The organism is Moraxella marmotae (assembly GCF_042219885.1).
Classification (GTDB): Bacteria; Pseudomonadota; Gammaproteobacteria; order Pseudomonadales; family Moraxellaceae; genus Moraxella; species Moraxella marmotae.
Genome location: NZ_JBHJHR010000002.1, coordinates 185,284 through 204,113, shown reverse-complemented (window position 1 = coordinate 204,113; position 18,830 = coordinate 185,284). Strand labels below are relative to the sequence as shown.

Genomic DNA, 18,830 nt, shown 5'->3' with positions numbered 1-18,830 from the left:
ATGTCTCGTTTTTTTATTCATAGACCGATTTTTGCTTGGGTTATCGCCATCTTAATCATGTTGGTGGGTGTCCTAGCAATTCGTGGTCTGCCTGTGGAGCAATACCCACAAATCGCACCGCCGACGGTGTCTATCCATGCCGCCTACCCCGGTGCCGATGCCGAAACCATCGAAAACTCGGTAACGCAAGTCATCGAACAGCAAATGAAAGGCTTAGACGGCTTGATGTATATGTCATCAAGCTCGTCAGCGGCAGGTGCAGCAACCGTTACGCTAACCTTTGAAAATGGCACTAACCCAGACACCGCACAGGTGCAAGTCCAAAACAAACTGCAAGCAGCGACCAGCTCACTGCCTGAGATGGTGCAGCGTCTGGGGCTAAATGTCGAAAAATCTGCCAGCGACTTTTTGATGGTGGCGGGTTTTGTGTCCGAAGATGGCAGCATGGATCAGTCGGACATTGCCGATTATCTCAATGCCAATATCGTCGATCCCATCAGCCGTGTCGAAGGTGTGGGCGGTACCAATGTCTTTGGTTCGTCTTATGCGATGCGTATTTGGCTCGATCCTGAAAAATTGCGTGCTTATAGCTTGATGCCATCAGATGTGGCAGGTGCTATCCAGTCACAAAATGTGCAGGTATCGGCTGGTCAATTGGGTACTTTGCCGACTGACGACAATCGCACAGTGGTTAATGCTGTTGTCAGCGTCCAAAGCTATCTACAAACTGTATCAGATTTTGAAAACATTCTACTAAAAACGGACACTGCAGGTGCACAAATTCGCATCAAAGATGTGGGTCGTGTAGAGCTTGGTAGCGAAAACTACCAATTCCGCGCCCAGTTTAATGGCAAGCCAGCATCAGGTATGGCGATTATGTTGGCATCTGGTGCCAACGCCCTAGAAGTGCGTGAAGCAGTCGGTGCTCGCTTAGATGAGCTGTCCAAAAATTTCCCACAAGGCATGAAATTGGTTGTGCCTTATGACACCACGCCATTTGTTCGCTTGTCCATCACACAAGTAGTGCATACACTGCTTGAAGCGGTGGTGCTGGTATTTTTTGTGATGCTATTATTCCTACAAAACTGGCGTGCAACTATTATTCCGACTTTGGCAGTGCCAGTGGTGATTTTGGGAACATTTGCCGTGTTGTCGGTATTTGGTTATAGTATTAACATTTTGACCATGTTTGCCATGGTGCTTGCCATCGGTCTGTTGGTCGATGATGCGATTATCGTGGTGGAAAATGTCGAGCGTCTGCTCGAAGAAGATCCAAACATGTCAGTGCTTGACGCCACCACCAAGTCCATGGACGAAATCAGTAAAGTAGTCATCGGTATTGCGTTGATTTTGTCGGTGGTATTTGTACCGATGATTTTCTTTGGTGGCTCAACTGGGGTGATTTATCGTCAATTTGCGGTAACTTTGATTACCAGTATGACCTTATCCGCCATCATTGCGTTGGTGTTTACGCCAGCCTTGTGTGCGACCATCTTAAAGCGTAAAGCCCATCAAGATATTCACAGCCAAAAAGGTTTCTTTGGCTGGTTTAACCGCCTGTTTTATAATGCCAGTCAGCGTTATGAAAATTTTGTCGGTAAAACTTTTGCTGCCAAATTGATTTATCTGCTGACTTATTTTGGTATCGTTGGCGTGTTGGCGTTTGTGTTTATGCGTCTGCCAAGCTCATTTGTCCCCGAAGAAGACCAAGGGGCGGTGATGACTTTGGTACAGCTACCAGCAGGCTCAACTTTGTCGCAGACAAATGATGTCATGGACAAAATCGCCAATTATTACCAAACCCAAGAGACGGATAATATTAACTCTGTGTTTACTATCTCTGGCTTTAGCTTTATGGGTACAGGTCAAAATGCTGGCTTGGCATTCGTCGATCTTAAAGACTGGGACGAGCGTAAGGGCAAACAAAACACCGCCCAAGCGATTGTCGGTCGTGCGATGGCGATGAATGTGATGATTCCTGAAGCCAGCCTGATTTTCCCAGTAGCACCGCCATCTATCCAAGGCTTTGGTAATGCCAGCGGCTTTGATTTGCAGCTGCAAGATGTTGGTGGCGTGGGGCATGAAGCACTGCTTGAAGCTCGCAATATGCTGATGGGCATGTCAATGCAAAACCCAGCGATTGCTTCGATTCGCCCGGGTGGTCAAGAAGATGCACCAAAACTGAAAGTGGATATCAACCAAGAACAAGCATCTGCTTATGGCGTGCCATTGGCAGCGATTAATACCACCATCTCACAAGCGTGGGGCGGCAGCTATATCAATGACTTTATTGACCGTGGACGCATCAAAAAAGTCTATATCCAAGGCGATGCCAATAGCCGTGTCGTACCAGAAGACATCAATCAATGGTATGTGCGTAATAACGCAGGCGAGATGGTGAATTTTGGGGCATTTTCTACCAGCAAATGGGAATATGGCAGCCCAAGTTTGACTCGCTATAATGGGTTTTCGTCGATGGCATTGACAGGTGCAGCGACACCGGGCATGAGTACTGGTCAAGCGATGGCGGCAATGGAGCAGATGGCGGCACAGCTGCCAGAAGGCATCGATTTTGAATGGTCTGGTTTATCGCTTGAAGAGAAAAAATCAGGTGGTCAAGCACCGTTCTTGTATGCCATTTCGATCTTGGTGGTGTTCTTGTGCTTGGCGGCACTGTACGAAAGCTGGTCTGTACCATTTGCAGTGATTTTGGTCATTCCGCTGGGCGTGGTCGGTTCGGTATTGCTTACCAAAGTACACGGACTTGCCAACGATGTGTATTTGCAAGTGGCACTATTGACCGTGGTCGGTCTGTCTGCCAAAAACGCCATTTTGATTATCGAATTTGCCAAAGAAATCCAAGAATCTGGCAAATCGCTCAAAGAATCGGTTATGACGGCGGCACGCTTGCGTTTGCGTCCGATTATCATGACTTCATTGGCGTTTGGTATGGGTGTTGTGCCGCTGTATCTGTCATCAGGTGCAGGTTCTGGCAGTCAAAATGCAGTTGGTACAGGGGTTTTGGGTGGCGTAATTACCGCAACCGTATTGGGCGTGTTCTTTATCCCAATGTTCTATGTGTGGATTCGTACGCTGTTCCCTTATAAGCCAAAAGCTGTGGCTGCGGCCAAGACTACTGAAAAAGTTTAAGGACTTATTATGAAAACTTCAACCACTTTGCATGTCTTGACATTGTCAGTGCTTAGCATCAGTATGGCGGCGTGTAGCAGCATACCAAAAAAAGTGGATACTTCGGCGCCGATTTTGGCGGTGCCGAATGTACCGATGAATGATGCCTATAAAGTGTATGATGCCGAAACCGTCAGCACCGCTGAAGCACCCAGTGTGGCGTCGCTGCGTTGGCAGGATTTTTATACTGACGAAAAGTTAAAATCCTTGATTGAGTTGGCACTTGAAAACAACAAAGACTTGCAAGCGGCTATTTTGGCGGTGCAGTCGGCTCGTGCCCAATTTCAAATTACGCAAGCAAACAGTTTGCCACAGGTTGGCAGCTCGGCAGCTGCCACTCGCCAAGCCAATAACAGCATCGATGCCAACCCAGCCACTGGCTATAATGTCGGCTTGGCAATGAGTAGCTATGAGCTGGATTTGTGGGGCAAAGTCGCCAGTCAAAAAGAGCAAGCGTTGCATCAATATCTGGCAACCAATGCTGCCAAAGATGCGGCACAAATCTCCATCATCTCTGGCGTGGCTCAGGCTTATGTCAATTTGGGACACGCTTTGGCTCAAAGACATTTGGCGGCAGAGACGCTAAAAACTCGTGAGCAGGCGATGGTCATCACCAAAAAACGCTTTGAAGCAGGAATTGATGCCAAGACGCCAAGTTTGCAAGCCGAAAGCTCGCTAGAAGCGGCAAAATTGGCGGTCTATGCTGCCGATACCAATATCCTAAAAGCTCGTAACGCCTTACAAATGCTGATTGGTCGCCCTGTGCCAAATGAGCTTTTGCCAAGCGTCAATCGCAATATGCGACTGGGCGACATCACATCGCAGACTTTGTTTAGCACAGGTCTGCCCAGTGAGCTGTTGTATTATCGCCCTGATATTGTGCAAGCTGAACACAGTCTAAAAGCAGCTGGGGCAAATATCAATGTCGCACGAGCGGCATATTTCCCATCAATTCGCCTATCGTCCAGCATTGGTTTTGGTAGTAGCAGTTTGGACGATTTGCTAAAATCCAGTGCGTTTGGTTGGTCGTTTGGGCCAGCGATTAGCTTGCCGATTTTTGATGCAGGCAGCCGCCGTGCCAATCACGAGATGGCACAAATTGCCCAAAAATTGGCTTTGGTCAATTATGAAAAAACCATTCAAACCGCCTTTAAAGAAGTGTCCGATGTGCTGGCAGAGCGTGCGACTTTGGGTCAGCAGATAGAGTCGCAGTTTCGACTGCAAGACAACTATCAGCAGACTTATAACATCGCTTATGCACGCTTTCGCTCAGGTTTGGATAATTATCTGACGGTATTGGACGCTGAGCGTTCATTGTTTGCCAATCAGCAGGGCATTTTGCAGCTTGAGCTGGCTCGCTTGATGAGCCAAATCCAGTTGTACCAAGCCCTAGGCGGCGGTGCTAACTTAACGGCAGAGCAAATCACTGAGTTTAACCGCCAGCGTGAAGCCATGCGGACAGCGACGCTTGCCAGTGATGAAGCACAAAATACCGCCCAGCCTGTGGCAGGCGAGTCGGCAACCGTCATCGCCCAGCCATTGCCTAAGGCAGAAAATGACGCTGCCCAATCGCAATGATTGTTTTATTGCAATCATTGCGGCAGACTGACAAGCGATTGTTGATTGCCAATTGCCAATTGCCAATTGCCAATTGTTAATTACTCATTTGGCGTTGCCAATCGCTATGGCGGTTTTACAAACACTCATCTGTTGATGGGTGTTTTTTATAATTTTGATGTGCTACAATAATCCAACCCAAAAGATTATCATTTAAATTTTGACTGTTATTTTACATGGAGTATCAATGATGAATCGTCGTCGTTTTTTATGCGGTACGGGCAGTGCCATCGCCTTGGGCTTGGTAGGTTTGCCAAAATTTGCTTTGGGCAATTTGCCTGCCACTGCCTTAACTATTCCTGAGCATCTCAAGCACAATCCGCTGCTTGATTTTTCAGGTTTGCCAAAATATTCACAAATCAAGCCCAAGCATATCGTGCCTGCAATGCAGTTTTTGTTTGACACCGCCAAAACCGTCATCGATACTGTCGCTGCCCAGCCTGTGATTACTTGGCAAAATTTCTATTATCCTTTGGCAAATATTGACAACCAAATCAATCGTGCGTGGTCGGTGGCGTCAAATTTACACTCTGTGGCCAACAGCGATGAGCTAAGAGATGCTTATAATGAAATGCTGGGTTTGTCCAGTGATTTTTATAGCTGGCGTGGCATGCACAAGCCATTATTTGATGCGGTGATGACGCTAAAAAACTCTGCCGAATTTGCCAGTTTTGACATCGAACAACAAAAATCCATCGATGATGCGATTTTGGATTTTCGTCTGTCAGGCATTGATTTGCCAGCCGACAAGCAAGAAAAACTTGCTCAAATCCAAAAAAGACTGTCCGAGCTGTCCAGTCAATACAGCAACAATGTGTTGGACGCTACCGCAGGCTGGTCGCAAACCTTTGACAATGCCGATGCTCTAAAAGGGCTAAACGAATCTGCTTTAGAAAGTGCTAAGCAGGCCGCCAAAGACAAGGGCGAGACAGGCTATCGCATTGGTATTAATACCACAAGCTATGTGGCGGTGATGAATTATGCCGATGATGCTGCATTGCGTGCCAAAGTGCATGAAGCCTTTGCAACCAAGGCATCGGATGCTGGCCCCAATGCTGGCAAGTGGGACAATACGCCAGTGATTGCTGAGATTTTGTCATTACGCTTGCAGTTGGCACAGCTTTTGGGCTTTAAAAATTATGCCGAATATTCACTGGCAACCAAAATGGCGGACAGCCCTGCTGAAGTGATGGAATTTTTGAATGGTTTGGCAGCTCGCAGTCGCAAGCAAGCACAAGCACAGCTTGCCGAACTGACCGCCTTTGCCAAACAAAATTATGGCGTTGATAAACTCAATGCGTGGGACATTGCTTATTATACCGAAAAGCACCGCCATGCCTTATATTCATTTGACAAAGAAAAACTGCGAGTCTATTTCCCTGAACAAAAAGTTTTGAGCGGATTGTTTGAGATTGCCAAGCGACTGTTTGGCGTGACTATCCGTGAAGCCCAAGCCGATGTGTGGGATAAGTCGGTGCGGTTTTATGAAGTGTTTGATGCCCAAAACCGCCATAAGGCTTCGTTTTATCTGGATATGTATGCTAGAGAAAACAAAAAAGAAGGGGCTTGGATGGCGACTGCCATTGACCGCATTCGCCATGCTGACGGCAGTGTGCAGCTGCCTGTGGCGATTTTGGTGCTAAATTGCCGCAAGCCCAGCGAAGGTCAGCCATCGCTGTTGTTACATGATGAAGTAACCACGCTGTTTCATGAGTTTGGGCATGGCATGAACCTGATGCTTACCCAAATGCAGGTGCAGGGCGTAACAGGTCTAAACGGCGTGCCGTGGGACGCCATCGAGATGCCCAGCCAGTTGATGGAAGGCTTTACTACCAATCGTGAATCCTTGCCGTTTATTTCGGCACATTATCAGACGGGCGAACCACTGCCAAGTGATTTGCTGGATAAATTGCTTGAAGCCAAGCATTATCAAGGGGCAATCAGCTTAACTCGCCAGTTGGAATTTGCCATTTTTGATATGAAGGTCAATATGGAATACACGGCGGATAAGCCTGATAATTTCGCTCAAGCGTTGTATTTGCAGACCACCAAAGACATTGGCGTAACGCCGATTCCAGACTATGTACGCCGCCCCAATTTCTTTAGTCACATCTTTGCAGGTGGCTATGCGGCAGGGTATTACAGCTATCTGTGGTCGGAGCTGCTATCTACGGACGGCTTTGCCAAGTTTGAAGAAGAAGGCGTGCTAAGCCCTGTGGTCGGTAAGAAGTTTGAAGACACCATCTTATCCCAAGGCGGCTCACGCCCACCAATGGATTTGTATGTTGCCTATCGTGGACGCAAGCCAAAATTAGAAGCATTGCTTGCCAATTATGGCATTCATTGATAGCCAATTTGGTTTTAAAATTTAAATCTTTAGCATCTTAAATGCTTTGATTTCTTATATAGCCAGTTAGCACTCAGCTGACTGGCTATATGTTTTTTTTATCAGTGAAATGTATGATGGATTGAATAATCCAAGATGAAATCTTGGCAATTTTATATACAATTATTAATTTAAACTGTAAGATTTGGGTATTTTTTAATCATATTAACCAAATGTTGCTGAATTATTTCTATAAAATACAACCTTATCCGATTGATAAATAGGGAATTTACTATCAAAATCTCAAGGGGGGGGGTAAAATTTTTTAGTATTTTTGTAATAAATAAAATATTATACAAATTTTAAATAATAAAAAATTGTAAGAAAAATCAATAAGTTGCTTTAGTTGTATATGGATTTGCCAAAACTGACTGCTCAGTTCATCTCTTTGATTGCGGATAATTAAGTTGGTATAATGCGAGTGTCATACAATATATCATTGCATTGATTGCTACATTATTTATTATTAATTCAATTAATTTTTATATCTTTTTAAATCAAACCATGCATAAAGGCGATAAAAATTATTTTTATTAATTATAAGTTCACCCAAAACTAAATTTAAATTATTTAGCCATTTTAAAGAATTTGAATATTTGGATTGCAAGAATATTTGTGTTGATGGCTTAGGTTTGGAACAGTTGCTTTGCATGCTAATGATTTGAATGCGACCAAGGTATGATTATTTGAGGCAGTACAAATTTAGATCGTGATTAAATTTTGTGCTGATTTTACTAAGAGATGGAGCCAATAGTAACACCATCTTAATTATTTACTAAGGTAAACTATGCTATCTATCAAACAACTTTCACTGGCAGGAGCGATTGCCGTTTCAGCTTTGGCGGTATCCGCTCAAGCCAACACTGTCGTTGTTCCAGGCAGTCATGTGGCTTGGAACAAATCAGCCTCTGGCAATTTGAGCAATTTGGCATTGACTGACCGCACCGCTGCTGTTGTCTTTATCCGCCCATCAAGCAACGATGTGCCAACATCAGACTCCAGCACCAACATTGGCTTAGACGGTCGCTTTTTGACCAGCTTGCAAGACGGTCACTACTCAGCAGGTATCGTGTGTGCTGGTGATGTCAAACTAAGTGCTGTACCAACCGCCCAAAAAATTAACGATTTGGCTGCAGGTGCTGCCACCATCAACCTAAAAGCTGGTGAAACACAGTACTTCTTGGTGAACACAGCACAAAACTACCTACCAGTGCTACAACAAATCACCCCAGAACAAGCTGCTCAAACGCTACAAGCCAACAGCACTTACAAACAAAACCATCAAATCAGCCGTGTCAATCCTGAAAACTGCCCAGCACCAAAGCCTGCACCGATGCCAGCACCACAACCAGTGGCTGTCGCTGCCGCACCAGCGACTGAGTACTATGTTGAGACACGCCCAAATGTCCGCCTAAATATCCTATTTGACTTTGACAAATCAAACATCAAAGCCCAATACAAAGGCGAAGTCCAAAAAGCCGCTGATTTCTTGGCTCAATACCCAGATGCTGTTGCCATCATCGAAGGTCATACCGACTCAAAAGGCAGCGATGCTTATAACCAAAAACTGTCTGAGCGTCGTGCCAACGAAGTACGCAATGCCCTAATCAAAAACCACGGCATCAACCCCGCACGCCTAACTGCTCAAGGTTTTGGCGAATCACGCCCAGTGGCAACTAATGACACCGATGCAGGTCGTCAAGAAAACCGCCGTGTGATGGTTGTGATTCCTAACCAATAATCCCCAAGCGATTATTGTTTTATGTATTATTTTATATTTTAAACATATTAAAATAGATTTTATTTAGAGTATTTATGAAAAATATTATTGTAAAAATCAATGACGCTGTACAAACTGTACAACAAGTCAATTTGGTCACTAATGATGGTCAAGCCACCGTCATCAAAGCTGCCAAAAATGTCAATTATCAATTCATCGACCAAGCCACTGGCCGTGGTCCTGACCACATCATCACCAAGCGTGTGGGCAAAGACCTACATGTCTCACTAGAAGATGAAGGTCAAGAAACCGATCTGATTATCGAAGACTTTTATGACAACGACGCTGCCACTCTAATCGGTGAAGCAGAAAACGGTCAATTCTACTACTACCTACCAGATACTGGTGAAGTCGCTGACTATGTCACCCAACTGGCAATCGGTGATGTCGAAGGTCAAGCCCTAGGTGGTAACCCAGTCGCCGCTCCATGGTGGCTAGGTGCAACAGAAGCCAAAGCAGCCATCTGGCCATGGCTAATCGGTGGTCTATTGGGTGCAGGTGGTATTGCAGCGTTGGCGAGTGATGATGACGATAAGCCTGTAGCTGACACCACAGCAGACAAGCCAAATCTGACTCCTAACAATGATGGTTCAGTCACTGCTAAACCAGGTAATGACAACACCAAAGTTGATGTGAAATACACCGATGAAAATGGTGTTGAGCATACTTCTACCATTACCAAAGGTAAAGACGGCAACTGGACAAGCACCGATCCTAACTTGGTTGTCGATCCAAAAACAGGCATAATCACCATTCCAGCGGATAAAGTCAAAGATGGCTCAGAAGTGACTGCCAAAGGTACTGACGATAAAGGTAATGAAGCCACCAGAACTACCACTGCTGGCAACAACCCAACTACCCCCGAAACTGACACCACAGCAGACAAGCCGGATTTAACTCCTAACGACGATGGCTCAATCACCGTTAAACCAGGTCCAGACAACACCAAAGTTGTTGTGAAATACACCGATGAAGACGGTAATCCAAAAGAAGCCACTTTGACCAAAGACAAAGACGGCAACTGGACATCAGACAACCCTGATTTGGTGAAAAACCAAGACGGTACATTCACTATCCCAGCAGATAAAGTCAAAGATGGCTCTGATGTGAATGCCAAAGGTACTGACGATAAAGGCAATATGGCCGATGCGGATAAAGCAATTGCAGGCAACAACCCAGCATCTGAACCAGAACAACCAACTGACACCAAAATCCCTGGCGACAGCAATAACGATGGCAAGGTTGATGGTGATGACGATTCAAATAACGAAGTGAAATTGCCAAACGGCAAAACCGTTCCACGCAATACCGATGGTGCACCAAACATCGTATTCGGTGAAGATACAAACCAAGACGGTACTTTGAATAAAACAGAAATCGGTGACGATCAATCTACCCCAGTGTATGTAACCATTCCTGACAACACCGAAGAAGGCGATAAAGTTATCGTAACCATCAATGGCAAAGACCAAGAAATCCCTGTAACAGCAGAAATGTTGAAAGATGGCTTTACCACCGTCGATGTACCAACCACAGACTTAAGTGAAATCAAAGTAACAGCAAAAGTCACCAACCCAGACGGCAGCCAGTCTTCAAATGAAGCAACAGCAACCGCTAAGGTGGATACGACAGCTGATACACCTGAAGTTTTGGCTAATGATGATGGTTCTGTCACCATCACACCAAAAGGTGATAATATTAAAGTTGAGGTCAAATACACCGACGAAGACGGCAAAGAACATACCGCCACCATTACCAAAGGTGAAGATGGCAAGTGGACTTCAAACGATCCTGCATTGACCACCGACCCTGAAAGCGGTAAAACCACCATTCCGCCAAAACAAGTGGAGTTTAATACACCGGTAATCGCCACTTCTACTGATGACAACGGCAATACCGCCACCAAAACAGTAACAGCTAAAGATGATGCCGACAAGCCCACTTTGGCTGATGACAATGGCTCCATCACTGTCACCCCTGGTGAAGATAATACCGAAGTTGTGGTGAAATTTACCGATGAAAATGGTGAACCACAAAAAGTTGTGGTGAAATATGATTCACAAAGTGAAAAATGGGCGCCAGAGCCTGAAGATGATGACAGAGTGATAATCAGCGGCCCGGGCAAAGATGCAACCTTTACCATTCCAGCTGAGTTGATTGAAGACGGCTCTAAGGTTGGAGCAACTGGCATCAACAATCATAATACACCAGCAGAAGCCGAACCGGCATCAGTGGGTAATAACCCCGACACCACAGCCGACAAGCCAATCTTAACTGCGAAAGATGACGGTTCAGTCACTGTTAAACCAGGTCCAGACAACACTAAAGTTGAAGTGACATACATCGACGCAGACGACAGCCAAAAAGAAGTCACTTTGACCAAAGACAAAGACGGCAACTGGAGTACGGACAACCCTGATTTAGTCAAAAACCAAGACGGCACATTCACTATCCCAGCGGATAAAGTCAAAGATGGTTCTGATGTTAATGCCAGAGGTACAGATGACAAAGACAACACAGCTGATGCAGATAAAGCTGTGGCGGTCGATAATATCCCAGGCGATAGCAATTACAATGGTAAAATTGATGGTGATGATGATTCAGGCAAAGAAATTACCTTGCCAAACGGTCAGAAAGTACCTGTAAATACCGACGGTGCACCAAACATCATTTTTGGTGAAGATGCAAACAACGACGGCAAATTGAACAAAGAAGAATTAGGTTCAAAAGATCCAGCCGATAAAACACTGGTTTACATCACCATTCCAGATAACACTGAAGCTGGCGATACCGTGCACATTAAAGTGATTACACCAGATGGCGGAGTCCCATATGGCGAAGTCAGAGAAAAAGATGTGGTATTAACCAAAGATGATATTGCCAAAGGCTATATCGAAGAATCAGTGCCTGTTACCAAAGACAGTGATATCACAGTAACCGCCAAAGTAACCGATTCTACCGGTCAATCATCTGGCGAAGGTAGCAAAACCGTTTCTGTGGATAGCAAAATCCCAGGCGACAGCAATAACGACGGCAAACTTGATGACACTGATGACTCAGACAAGAAAGTAGAATTGCCAAACGGTCAAAAAGTGCCAGCAAACGATAATGGTGCACCAAACATCGTATTCGGTGAAGATAAAAATGACGACGGCAAATTGAACAAAGAAGAATTAGGTTCAAAAGATCCAGCCGACAAAACACCGGTTTACATCACTATTCCAGATAACACCGAAGCTGGCGATACCGTACACGTTAAAGTGACTACACCAGATGGCAAAACCACTGAAAAAGATGTGGTATTGACTCAAGAAGATATTGCTAAAGGTTATATTGAAGAGTCTGTACCGGTTGCCAAAGACCAAGACGGTGATATCACAGTAACCGCCAAAGTAACTGACCCAGCAGGCAACACTTCTGGCGAAGGCAAAAAAACCGTTTCTGTGGATACCAAAATCCCTGGTGATACTAATGGCGATGGTAAAGTAGACGATAATGATGATTCAGGCAAAGAAGTAGAATTGCCAAATGGTCAAAAAGTGCCAGCCAACGAAAACGGTGCACCAAATATCGTATTCGGTGAAGATGGCAACCTTGACGGTAAATTGAATAAACAAGAATTGGGTTCAAAAGATGGTGAGGAAACTACACCAGTTTACATCACAATCCCGGATAAGACCGAAGTTGGTGACACTATTAAAGTAACCATTACGACCCCAGAAGGTCCAGAAACGAAAGAAATCCCTGTAACAGCAGAAATGTTGAAAGATGGCTTTACCACCGTTGATGTACCGGTAAAACAAGACGGCGAAATTAAAGTTACCGCTAAAGTTGAGGATCCAGCGGGCAACACCTCTGCTGAAGGTTCTTCAGCGGTGACCGTGGATACTTCTGTCGTTCCTGTTGTACCACCTACACCTGAAAAAACCACAACCCCAACCGTTGATGTATCCAACAAAGATACCGATGGTAATGGTGCTGATGATAAAACCACCATTTCAGGTAAAACAGATCCAAATGCAGATGTAACTGTAACCTTGCCTGATGGCTCAACCCAAACCACCAAAGCAGATAAAGACGGCAAATATAGCGTTGATGTACCTGTATTAAAAGAAGGTGATAAAGTAGAAGTGGTTGCAAAAGCACCAGAGAAAACACCTTCAGATAAAGGCACTGGCACAGTTCCTGCTGTACATACAGAACCTACACCAACAGATCCTATGCCAACAGAGCCTACGCCAGAACCTGCTGGTGTTGATAACAAAGACGGCAAAGGTGTACAAACTACAACACCGAAAAACGAAGGTGAAGAGCTAGTAACAACCGTTAAATTAACCAATGAAAACGGTAATCCAAGCCTGTCATTTGCTCAACCAAACGGCACAAAACCTGGTGAATTAGGCAAAGATGACTTTGATAAGCCAGAGTTCTCTAACGGCGTAACCCAAAATCCAGACGGTACATTGAAGGTTCCGGCCGGCGTTAAAGAATTTACCATCACCACGCCTGTGAAAGCAGATAATGTTACTGAAGGCCCAGAAACAGGTAAATTCACTGTCGGTGGCGTTGAAGGTAACGAAGTGACCGTAAACGACACTTCTAACGATCCAGCCGTTCCACCTACTCCACCAGCGAACGATCCAAATGTTGTGGCTGAAGGTAACGGCGGTGCGCATGTTATTCCGGGCCCTGACAACACTGAAGTGAAAGTAACATTCACTGATGAAGATGAGAAGCCACAAGAAGTAACCATCGTTAAAGGTGCAGACGATACTTGGACACTTAAAGAAGGTACAACCAAACCAGCGGGTGTAAAAGTTGAGTCAGACGGTACAGTAACCATCGATCCTGAAGCAGTGAAAGACAAATCAGAGGTGAAAGCAGAAGGTACAAATGGTGATCCTGCTGCTAAACCGGGTATGGATAAAGACACCACAACAGATGACAATATCCCAGCCAATGTTGATCCTAAAGATGGTAAAGGTGTGGTAACTACACCAGACACCACAGATGAGGGTACAAATTTTGTTACCACTGTTAAGTTGACTAACAACAATGGTAATAAAAATCTACCGTTCGAGTTGCCAAACGGCACAGGTGAAGGTCAATTAGGCAAAGATGATTTTGATAAGTCAGAGTTCTCTAAAGACGTAACCTTGAACGAAGACGGCACATTGAATGTACCAGCTGGTGTTAAAGAATTTACCATCACCACGCCGGTAAAAGCAGATAATGTTACCGAAGGCGTAGAAAAAGGTAAATTCAAAGTGGGTGGCATTGATGGTAATGAAGTGACGGTGAAAGATACTTCTACCAATGAAGTGAAACCAACTATTGATATCACCGAAATTTCAGGCGATAAACAAGCAGCAGCTGCAAAAGATGATGGCTCTGCAGCTGGTGATGTGTACGCACAAATCAGCCCAGCCGAAGCTGCCGCAGGTTTCTTAGTGAAAGGTATTAGCCAAAATATTAAAGGTGAAGTAACTGTTACCATCACTGAAAAAGGTTCAGAGCAAGTATTGGCAACCGCCAAAGCAATGCCGTCTGAAAAAGGTGAGTGGACTGTAACATTCCCAGCTAATGCGTTAGCAAATTACTCACAAACCAAAGAGTACAGCGTAAAAGCAACAGGCAATTCAGCGGACGGTAAAACAGCGACTGATATTGACAATACTGCCGGCACACCACAAGTAACCGACATCAAATTGCACGATAATTTGACTGACGAACCGCTTGTAGCAGGCAAATATCAGTATAGCAATTTCTACAAAGACAACGATCCGAAATTTGTGGGTGATGTTACAAGTGCGGCTAATCCAGACGATGCAGTAAACTTAGCTACTGGCTTAACCAACGATAAAGATGCAACATTAACCTTTACATTGGATAAAGAGCCAGCAGCAGGGCAAACGGTTAAAGTCTATCGTTACACCTTGTCTGAAGGGACAAAAGTAGTGACAGGGGCAGATGGAAAACCTGTAGAAGTAAAAGAATTTACCGAGTTTGACAAAAACGATGTGTCTGCCGACTTAACTCATAACGGTTTGAACTACACATTAACACCAAAAGGTGACAATGTGTTGGGTGATACTTTCAACACCAGCTACCGTTATAAAGTGGTTATTGAAGATAAAAATGGCGATGAGCTATCAACCAGCGACAAAGGCACATTTGACTTCCGCTTGGATACCTTAGTCGAGCAAATGTCAGTTGAGAAATTCGATCCTGCAACCGGTGAAGTGGTGTTTGTACCAGCTGGCTTGTCTGAAGTCGAAGCAACCATTGAATATCGATATACTGCCGGTACAGGAAAAACTGATTGGGTTAAAGTTTCTGCTGAAAATGATGGCAAATACCACCTATCCTTGCCAAATATCGACCGTAAAGTTGCTGGCACATTAGAACTGCGTGTTACTGATGCGGCAGGTAATGTGTCTGAAAGCAAAGTGAGCTTGTTGCGTAACTTATTCAGTGATTTAACTACCGATGGTGGTCCATTAACCAATCCGGATAAAGACTTTGACCAATCTTTGATTACCAACGGAAAACTCCTAGGTAAACAAAAAACAGGTACGGCTGAACAAGGTGCGATTACGGCAACTGATGGTAACGATACCATTATTGTCGGCTTGGATTATAAACCATTTGGTGGCTTTGGTGTGTCAAATGGCTCGCTTGGCTCAACCGTTGGTTATGATCTTAAAGTTGATCTTGGGGCAGGTGATGATAGCCTTCAATTCCGTGGTACTGGTCAATCAATGAACGCTGGTTTGGTAGCAACTGGCTCGGGTAGTGACCGCATCTCTCTTGAACGTGGTTTTGTTATCGGTACCTATAGTTTTGACCTAGGTAAAGGCGTTGACCAAGCTGGGGATACCAACATTCTTCGTGTCGGTGGTGATATTGTAAATGCAGCGACCACTAATATTTATGGTGGCGATGGTAACGACACCATCGATGTTGGCGGTGACTATGATGGTACCAAAAATATCGATCTGGGCGAAGGTAATAACACTCTGCGTGTTGGTTATGGTCCAAAAGGTGGCAATGACCTTGTTAAGAAAATTGACTTTACCACAGGTAGTGGCGATGATGTCATCTCAGTAAAAGGTGATATCAGCACTATTGCAGGTCAAAAACAAGCCTTTAACCTCGGTGATGGTGATAACTTGGTTGAAGTGGGTAATAATGTTGATACAGATGGTACATTTACCTTCGGTAACGGCAACGACACCATGAATATCAAAGGCACACTTGCCGGTGGTACGATTGAATTTGGTGATGGCAACGACAGTCTGACTGTTGATAGCATTGCCAAAACAGGTGCCGATAATGTCAAAATTAACTTCGGTGCTGGTGATGATAGCTTGACGATTACTGGTAGCCAAGTGAATACCGCTCAAGGTCGTATTGATGGTGGTGAAGGTAACGACACACTGGTCTTGCGAGGTGAAGATCTAAACTTAGATTACAGCCAAGTATTGAACTTTGAAACCATTGATATGCGTGCTATCGTTGGTGCCATAGGTAACCAAACAGTTAGCTTAACTTTAGACGACCTGCAACGAGAAGGTGATACAGTTAAAGAACTGTACATTAAAGGTGATGTTAACGATACCGTGGACTTTGGCCGCAATGGTGAAGCAACCAAACAAGGTGGTAATGGTGCAATCCAATTCAAAGACAGTGGCGGTGCATTGCAACAAAACTGGAATGTATGGGAAAAAACCGATGCCAATATTGTTAAAGATGGTGTGGTATATGATAAATACCAATACCAAGGTTCAACTGGTCAAGTCAATGACGAAGTTGTTTATATCCAGCAAGGTATCCAAATTATCTAATCCCAACCGATTAGCTAACTAACCTAAGCAAATCCCTCAGTCTGATGGCTGGGGGATTTGTCTATTTGGGTGTTGGACTTGTTTTTTACCAATCCGACAATGTCTTGGTGGCAATTTTCCAAATTTACAAAAATCCACTGCCGCAACAGAGCCACTGACGGTATAATAAGCGATTTAAAAGTACAGCACCAAGGATACATCATGCAATTAAATCTTGCAAAAACCACCGACACCAAAGCCGACTTGGGCGTCATTGCTAAGATGGCAAACCGCCATGGGCTAATCGCAGGGGCGACAGGTACAGGTAAGACCATCAGCCTAAGAAAGATGGCAGAGAGCTTTAGCCGTGAAGGTGTGCCTGTGTTTTTGGCAGATGTCAAAGGCGATTTGTCAGGCATCGCAAAAAGTGGCACAGCGACAGGTAAAGTTGGCGAGCGAATGGCAGAATTTGGCCTGACGGACGATTATTTGACAGGATTTCCTGTGCGTTTTTGGGACGTGTATGGCGAGACTGGCATTCCTGTGCGAGTTACCATCTCACAGCTGGGCAGTTCGCTATTATCACGCCTGATGGGGCTGAATGACACCCAAGAAGGCTTATTAAATCTGGTATTTAAAGTTGCCGATGATAAAGGCTGGCATTTGCTTGATCTGAAAGATTTACGCAGTATGCTGGTCTATGTTTCAGAGCATGCCGCAGAATTTCGTGTGCAATACGGCAACATCTCAGCGGCAAGTATCGGAGCAATCCAACGCCAGCTGCTACAACTTGAGAGCGAAGGGGCGAAACAGTTTTTTGGTGAGCCGTCGCTGAATTTGGCAGATTGGCTACAAACCGATGGCGACAAAGGTGTGATTAATATCCTAAATTCTGAAAAACTGATGCGATCGCCACGCTTGTATGCGGCTTTTTTGTTGTGGTTTTTGGCGGAGATTTTTGAGACTTTTCCAGAAGTGGGCGATTTGGATAAGCCAAAATTTGTGCTGTTTTTTGACGAAGCACATTTGTTGTTTGATGGCATGCCGCAGGCTTTGACCAAGCAAATTGAGCAAGTGGTGCGTCTGATTCGCTCAAAGGGCGTGGGTGTGTATTTTGTTACCCAAAATCCGCTGGATTTGCCCGATGCCATCTTGGGGCAGTTGGGCAATCGCATTCAGCATGCCTTGCGTGCCTTTACGCCACGAGATCAAAAAGCGGTCAAATCTGCCGCCGAAACCTTCCGCAGCAATGGACAGCTCGATGTCGCCAGTGTCATCAGTGAGCTGGGTGTGGGCGAGGCGTTGGTGTCGTTTTTGGACGATAAAGGTATGCCAACCGTGGTTGAGCGTGCCTTTATTTTACCGCCATCATCACAGCTGACACCACTTAGTGATGATGAGCGAAATCAGGCGTATCAGGGTGATATTTTGTATCGCTATTATAAAGATATGGTGGATAATTATTCGGCATTTGAAGCACTCAATGATGTGGCAAAAACTGAAGCCGAGCAAGACCAAATTGCCGAGCAAAGCACGCAAAACACTCAAACTTCCAAAACTCAAACCGCCCAAAAATCCGCCAAAGCTGATGATGGCAAAGCGGCGACGGCATTGGACGGTTTTATCGGTGGTTTGATGGGCAGCCGTAAAAAATCTGGCCAAGGCGTGGCGTACAATGTCGCCGACCAATTGGGCAATCAGCTGAACAAACAAGCCACTCGTGCCATCAGTCGTGGCTTGATGGGTGTGATAAAAAATTTGCTCAAATAGTTTAGATGGTGTAAATCGCCAAAATGGTTTAAATGTTTTAGATGGCTAAAACACCCAAACGCCCAAATATTCAAATGCTCAAACGCCCAAACCAAAACCGTGCAAGGCAAAAGGATTTGGGCGATGGGGCAATTTGTCTGAGCTAAAAAAGCCACAAACTCCATAAAAAAACGGCAACCAATATTGCATGGCTTGCCGTTTTATATAGTGTGGATTTTATGGTTTTGCTAATTTGTCAGTTGGTAAAATGTACTGATGTACT

6 protein-coding genes are annotated in these 18,830 nt (G+C 44.9%); all 6 read left to right on the top strand.

Going from position 1 to position 18,830, the window contains the following annotated elements; genetic code table 11:
- The 6 genes from ACFBZI_RS01125 to ACFBZI_RS01100 all read left to right on the top strand — a co-directional run bounded on the left by ACFBZI_RS01125 (window position 1) and on the right by ACFBZI_RS01100 (window position 18,568).
- Complete coding sequence (locus ACFBZI_RS01125) at window positions 1–3,150, top strand: efflux RND transporter permease subunit (RefSeq protein ID WP_375714635.1); 3,150 nt, start codon at window positions 1–3, stop codon at window positions 3,148–3,150.
- Between the two features lie 9 nt (window positions 3,151–3,159).
- Window positions 3,160–4,767 carry an efflux transporter outer membrane subunit gene (locus ACFBZI_RS01120; RefSeq protein WP_375714634.1) on the top strand — a complete coding sequence of 536 codons (1,608 nt, stop codon included), beginning with the start codon at window positions 3,160–3,162 and terminating at the stop codon, window positions 4,765–4,767.
- A 226-nt stretch (window positions 4,768–4,993) separates the two neighbouring features.
- Window positions 4,994–7,153 carry a M3 family metallopeptidase gene (locus ACFBZI_RS01115; protein WP_375714633.1) on the top strand — a complete coding sequence of 720 codons (2,160 nt, stop codon included), beginning with the start codon at window positions 4,994–4,996 and terminating at the stop codon, window positions 7,151–7,153.
- An 826-nt stretch (window positions 7,154–7,979) separates the two neighbouring features.
- Complete coding sequence (locus ACFBZI_RS01110; RefSeq protein WP_375714632.1) at window positions 7,980–8,933, top strand: OmpA family protein; 954 nt, start codon at window positions 7,980–7,982, stop codon at window positions 8,931–8,933.
- Between the two features lie 74 nt (window positions 8,934–9,007).
- Window positions 9,008–16,819: a hypothetical protein gene (locus tag ACFBZI_RS01105; RefSeq protein WP_375714631.1), complete on the top strand. Its 7,812-nt coding sequence runs from the start codon at window positions 9,008–9,010 to the stop codon at window positions 16,817–16,819.
- Window positions 16,820–17,020: 201 nt separating this feature from the next.
- Entirely contained in the window at window positions 17,021–18,568 is a 1,548-nt protein-coding gene (locus ACFBZI_RS01100) for a helicase HerA-like domain-containing protein (RefSeq protein WP_375714630.1), read from the top strand.
- Window positions 18,569–18,830: the final 262 nt, after the last annotated feature.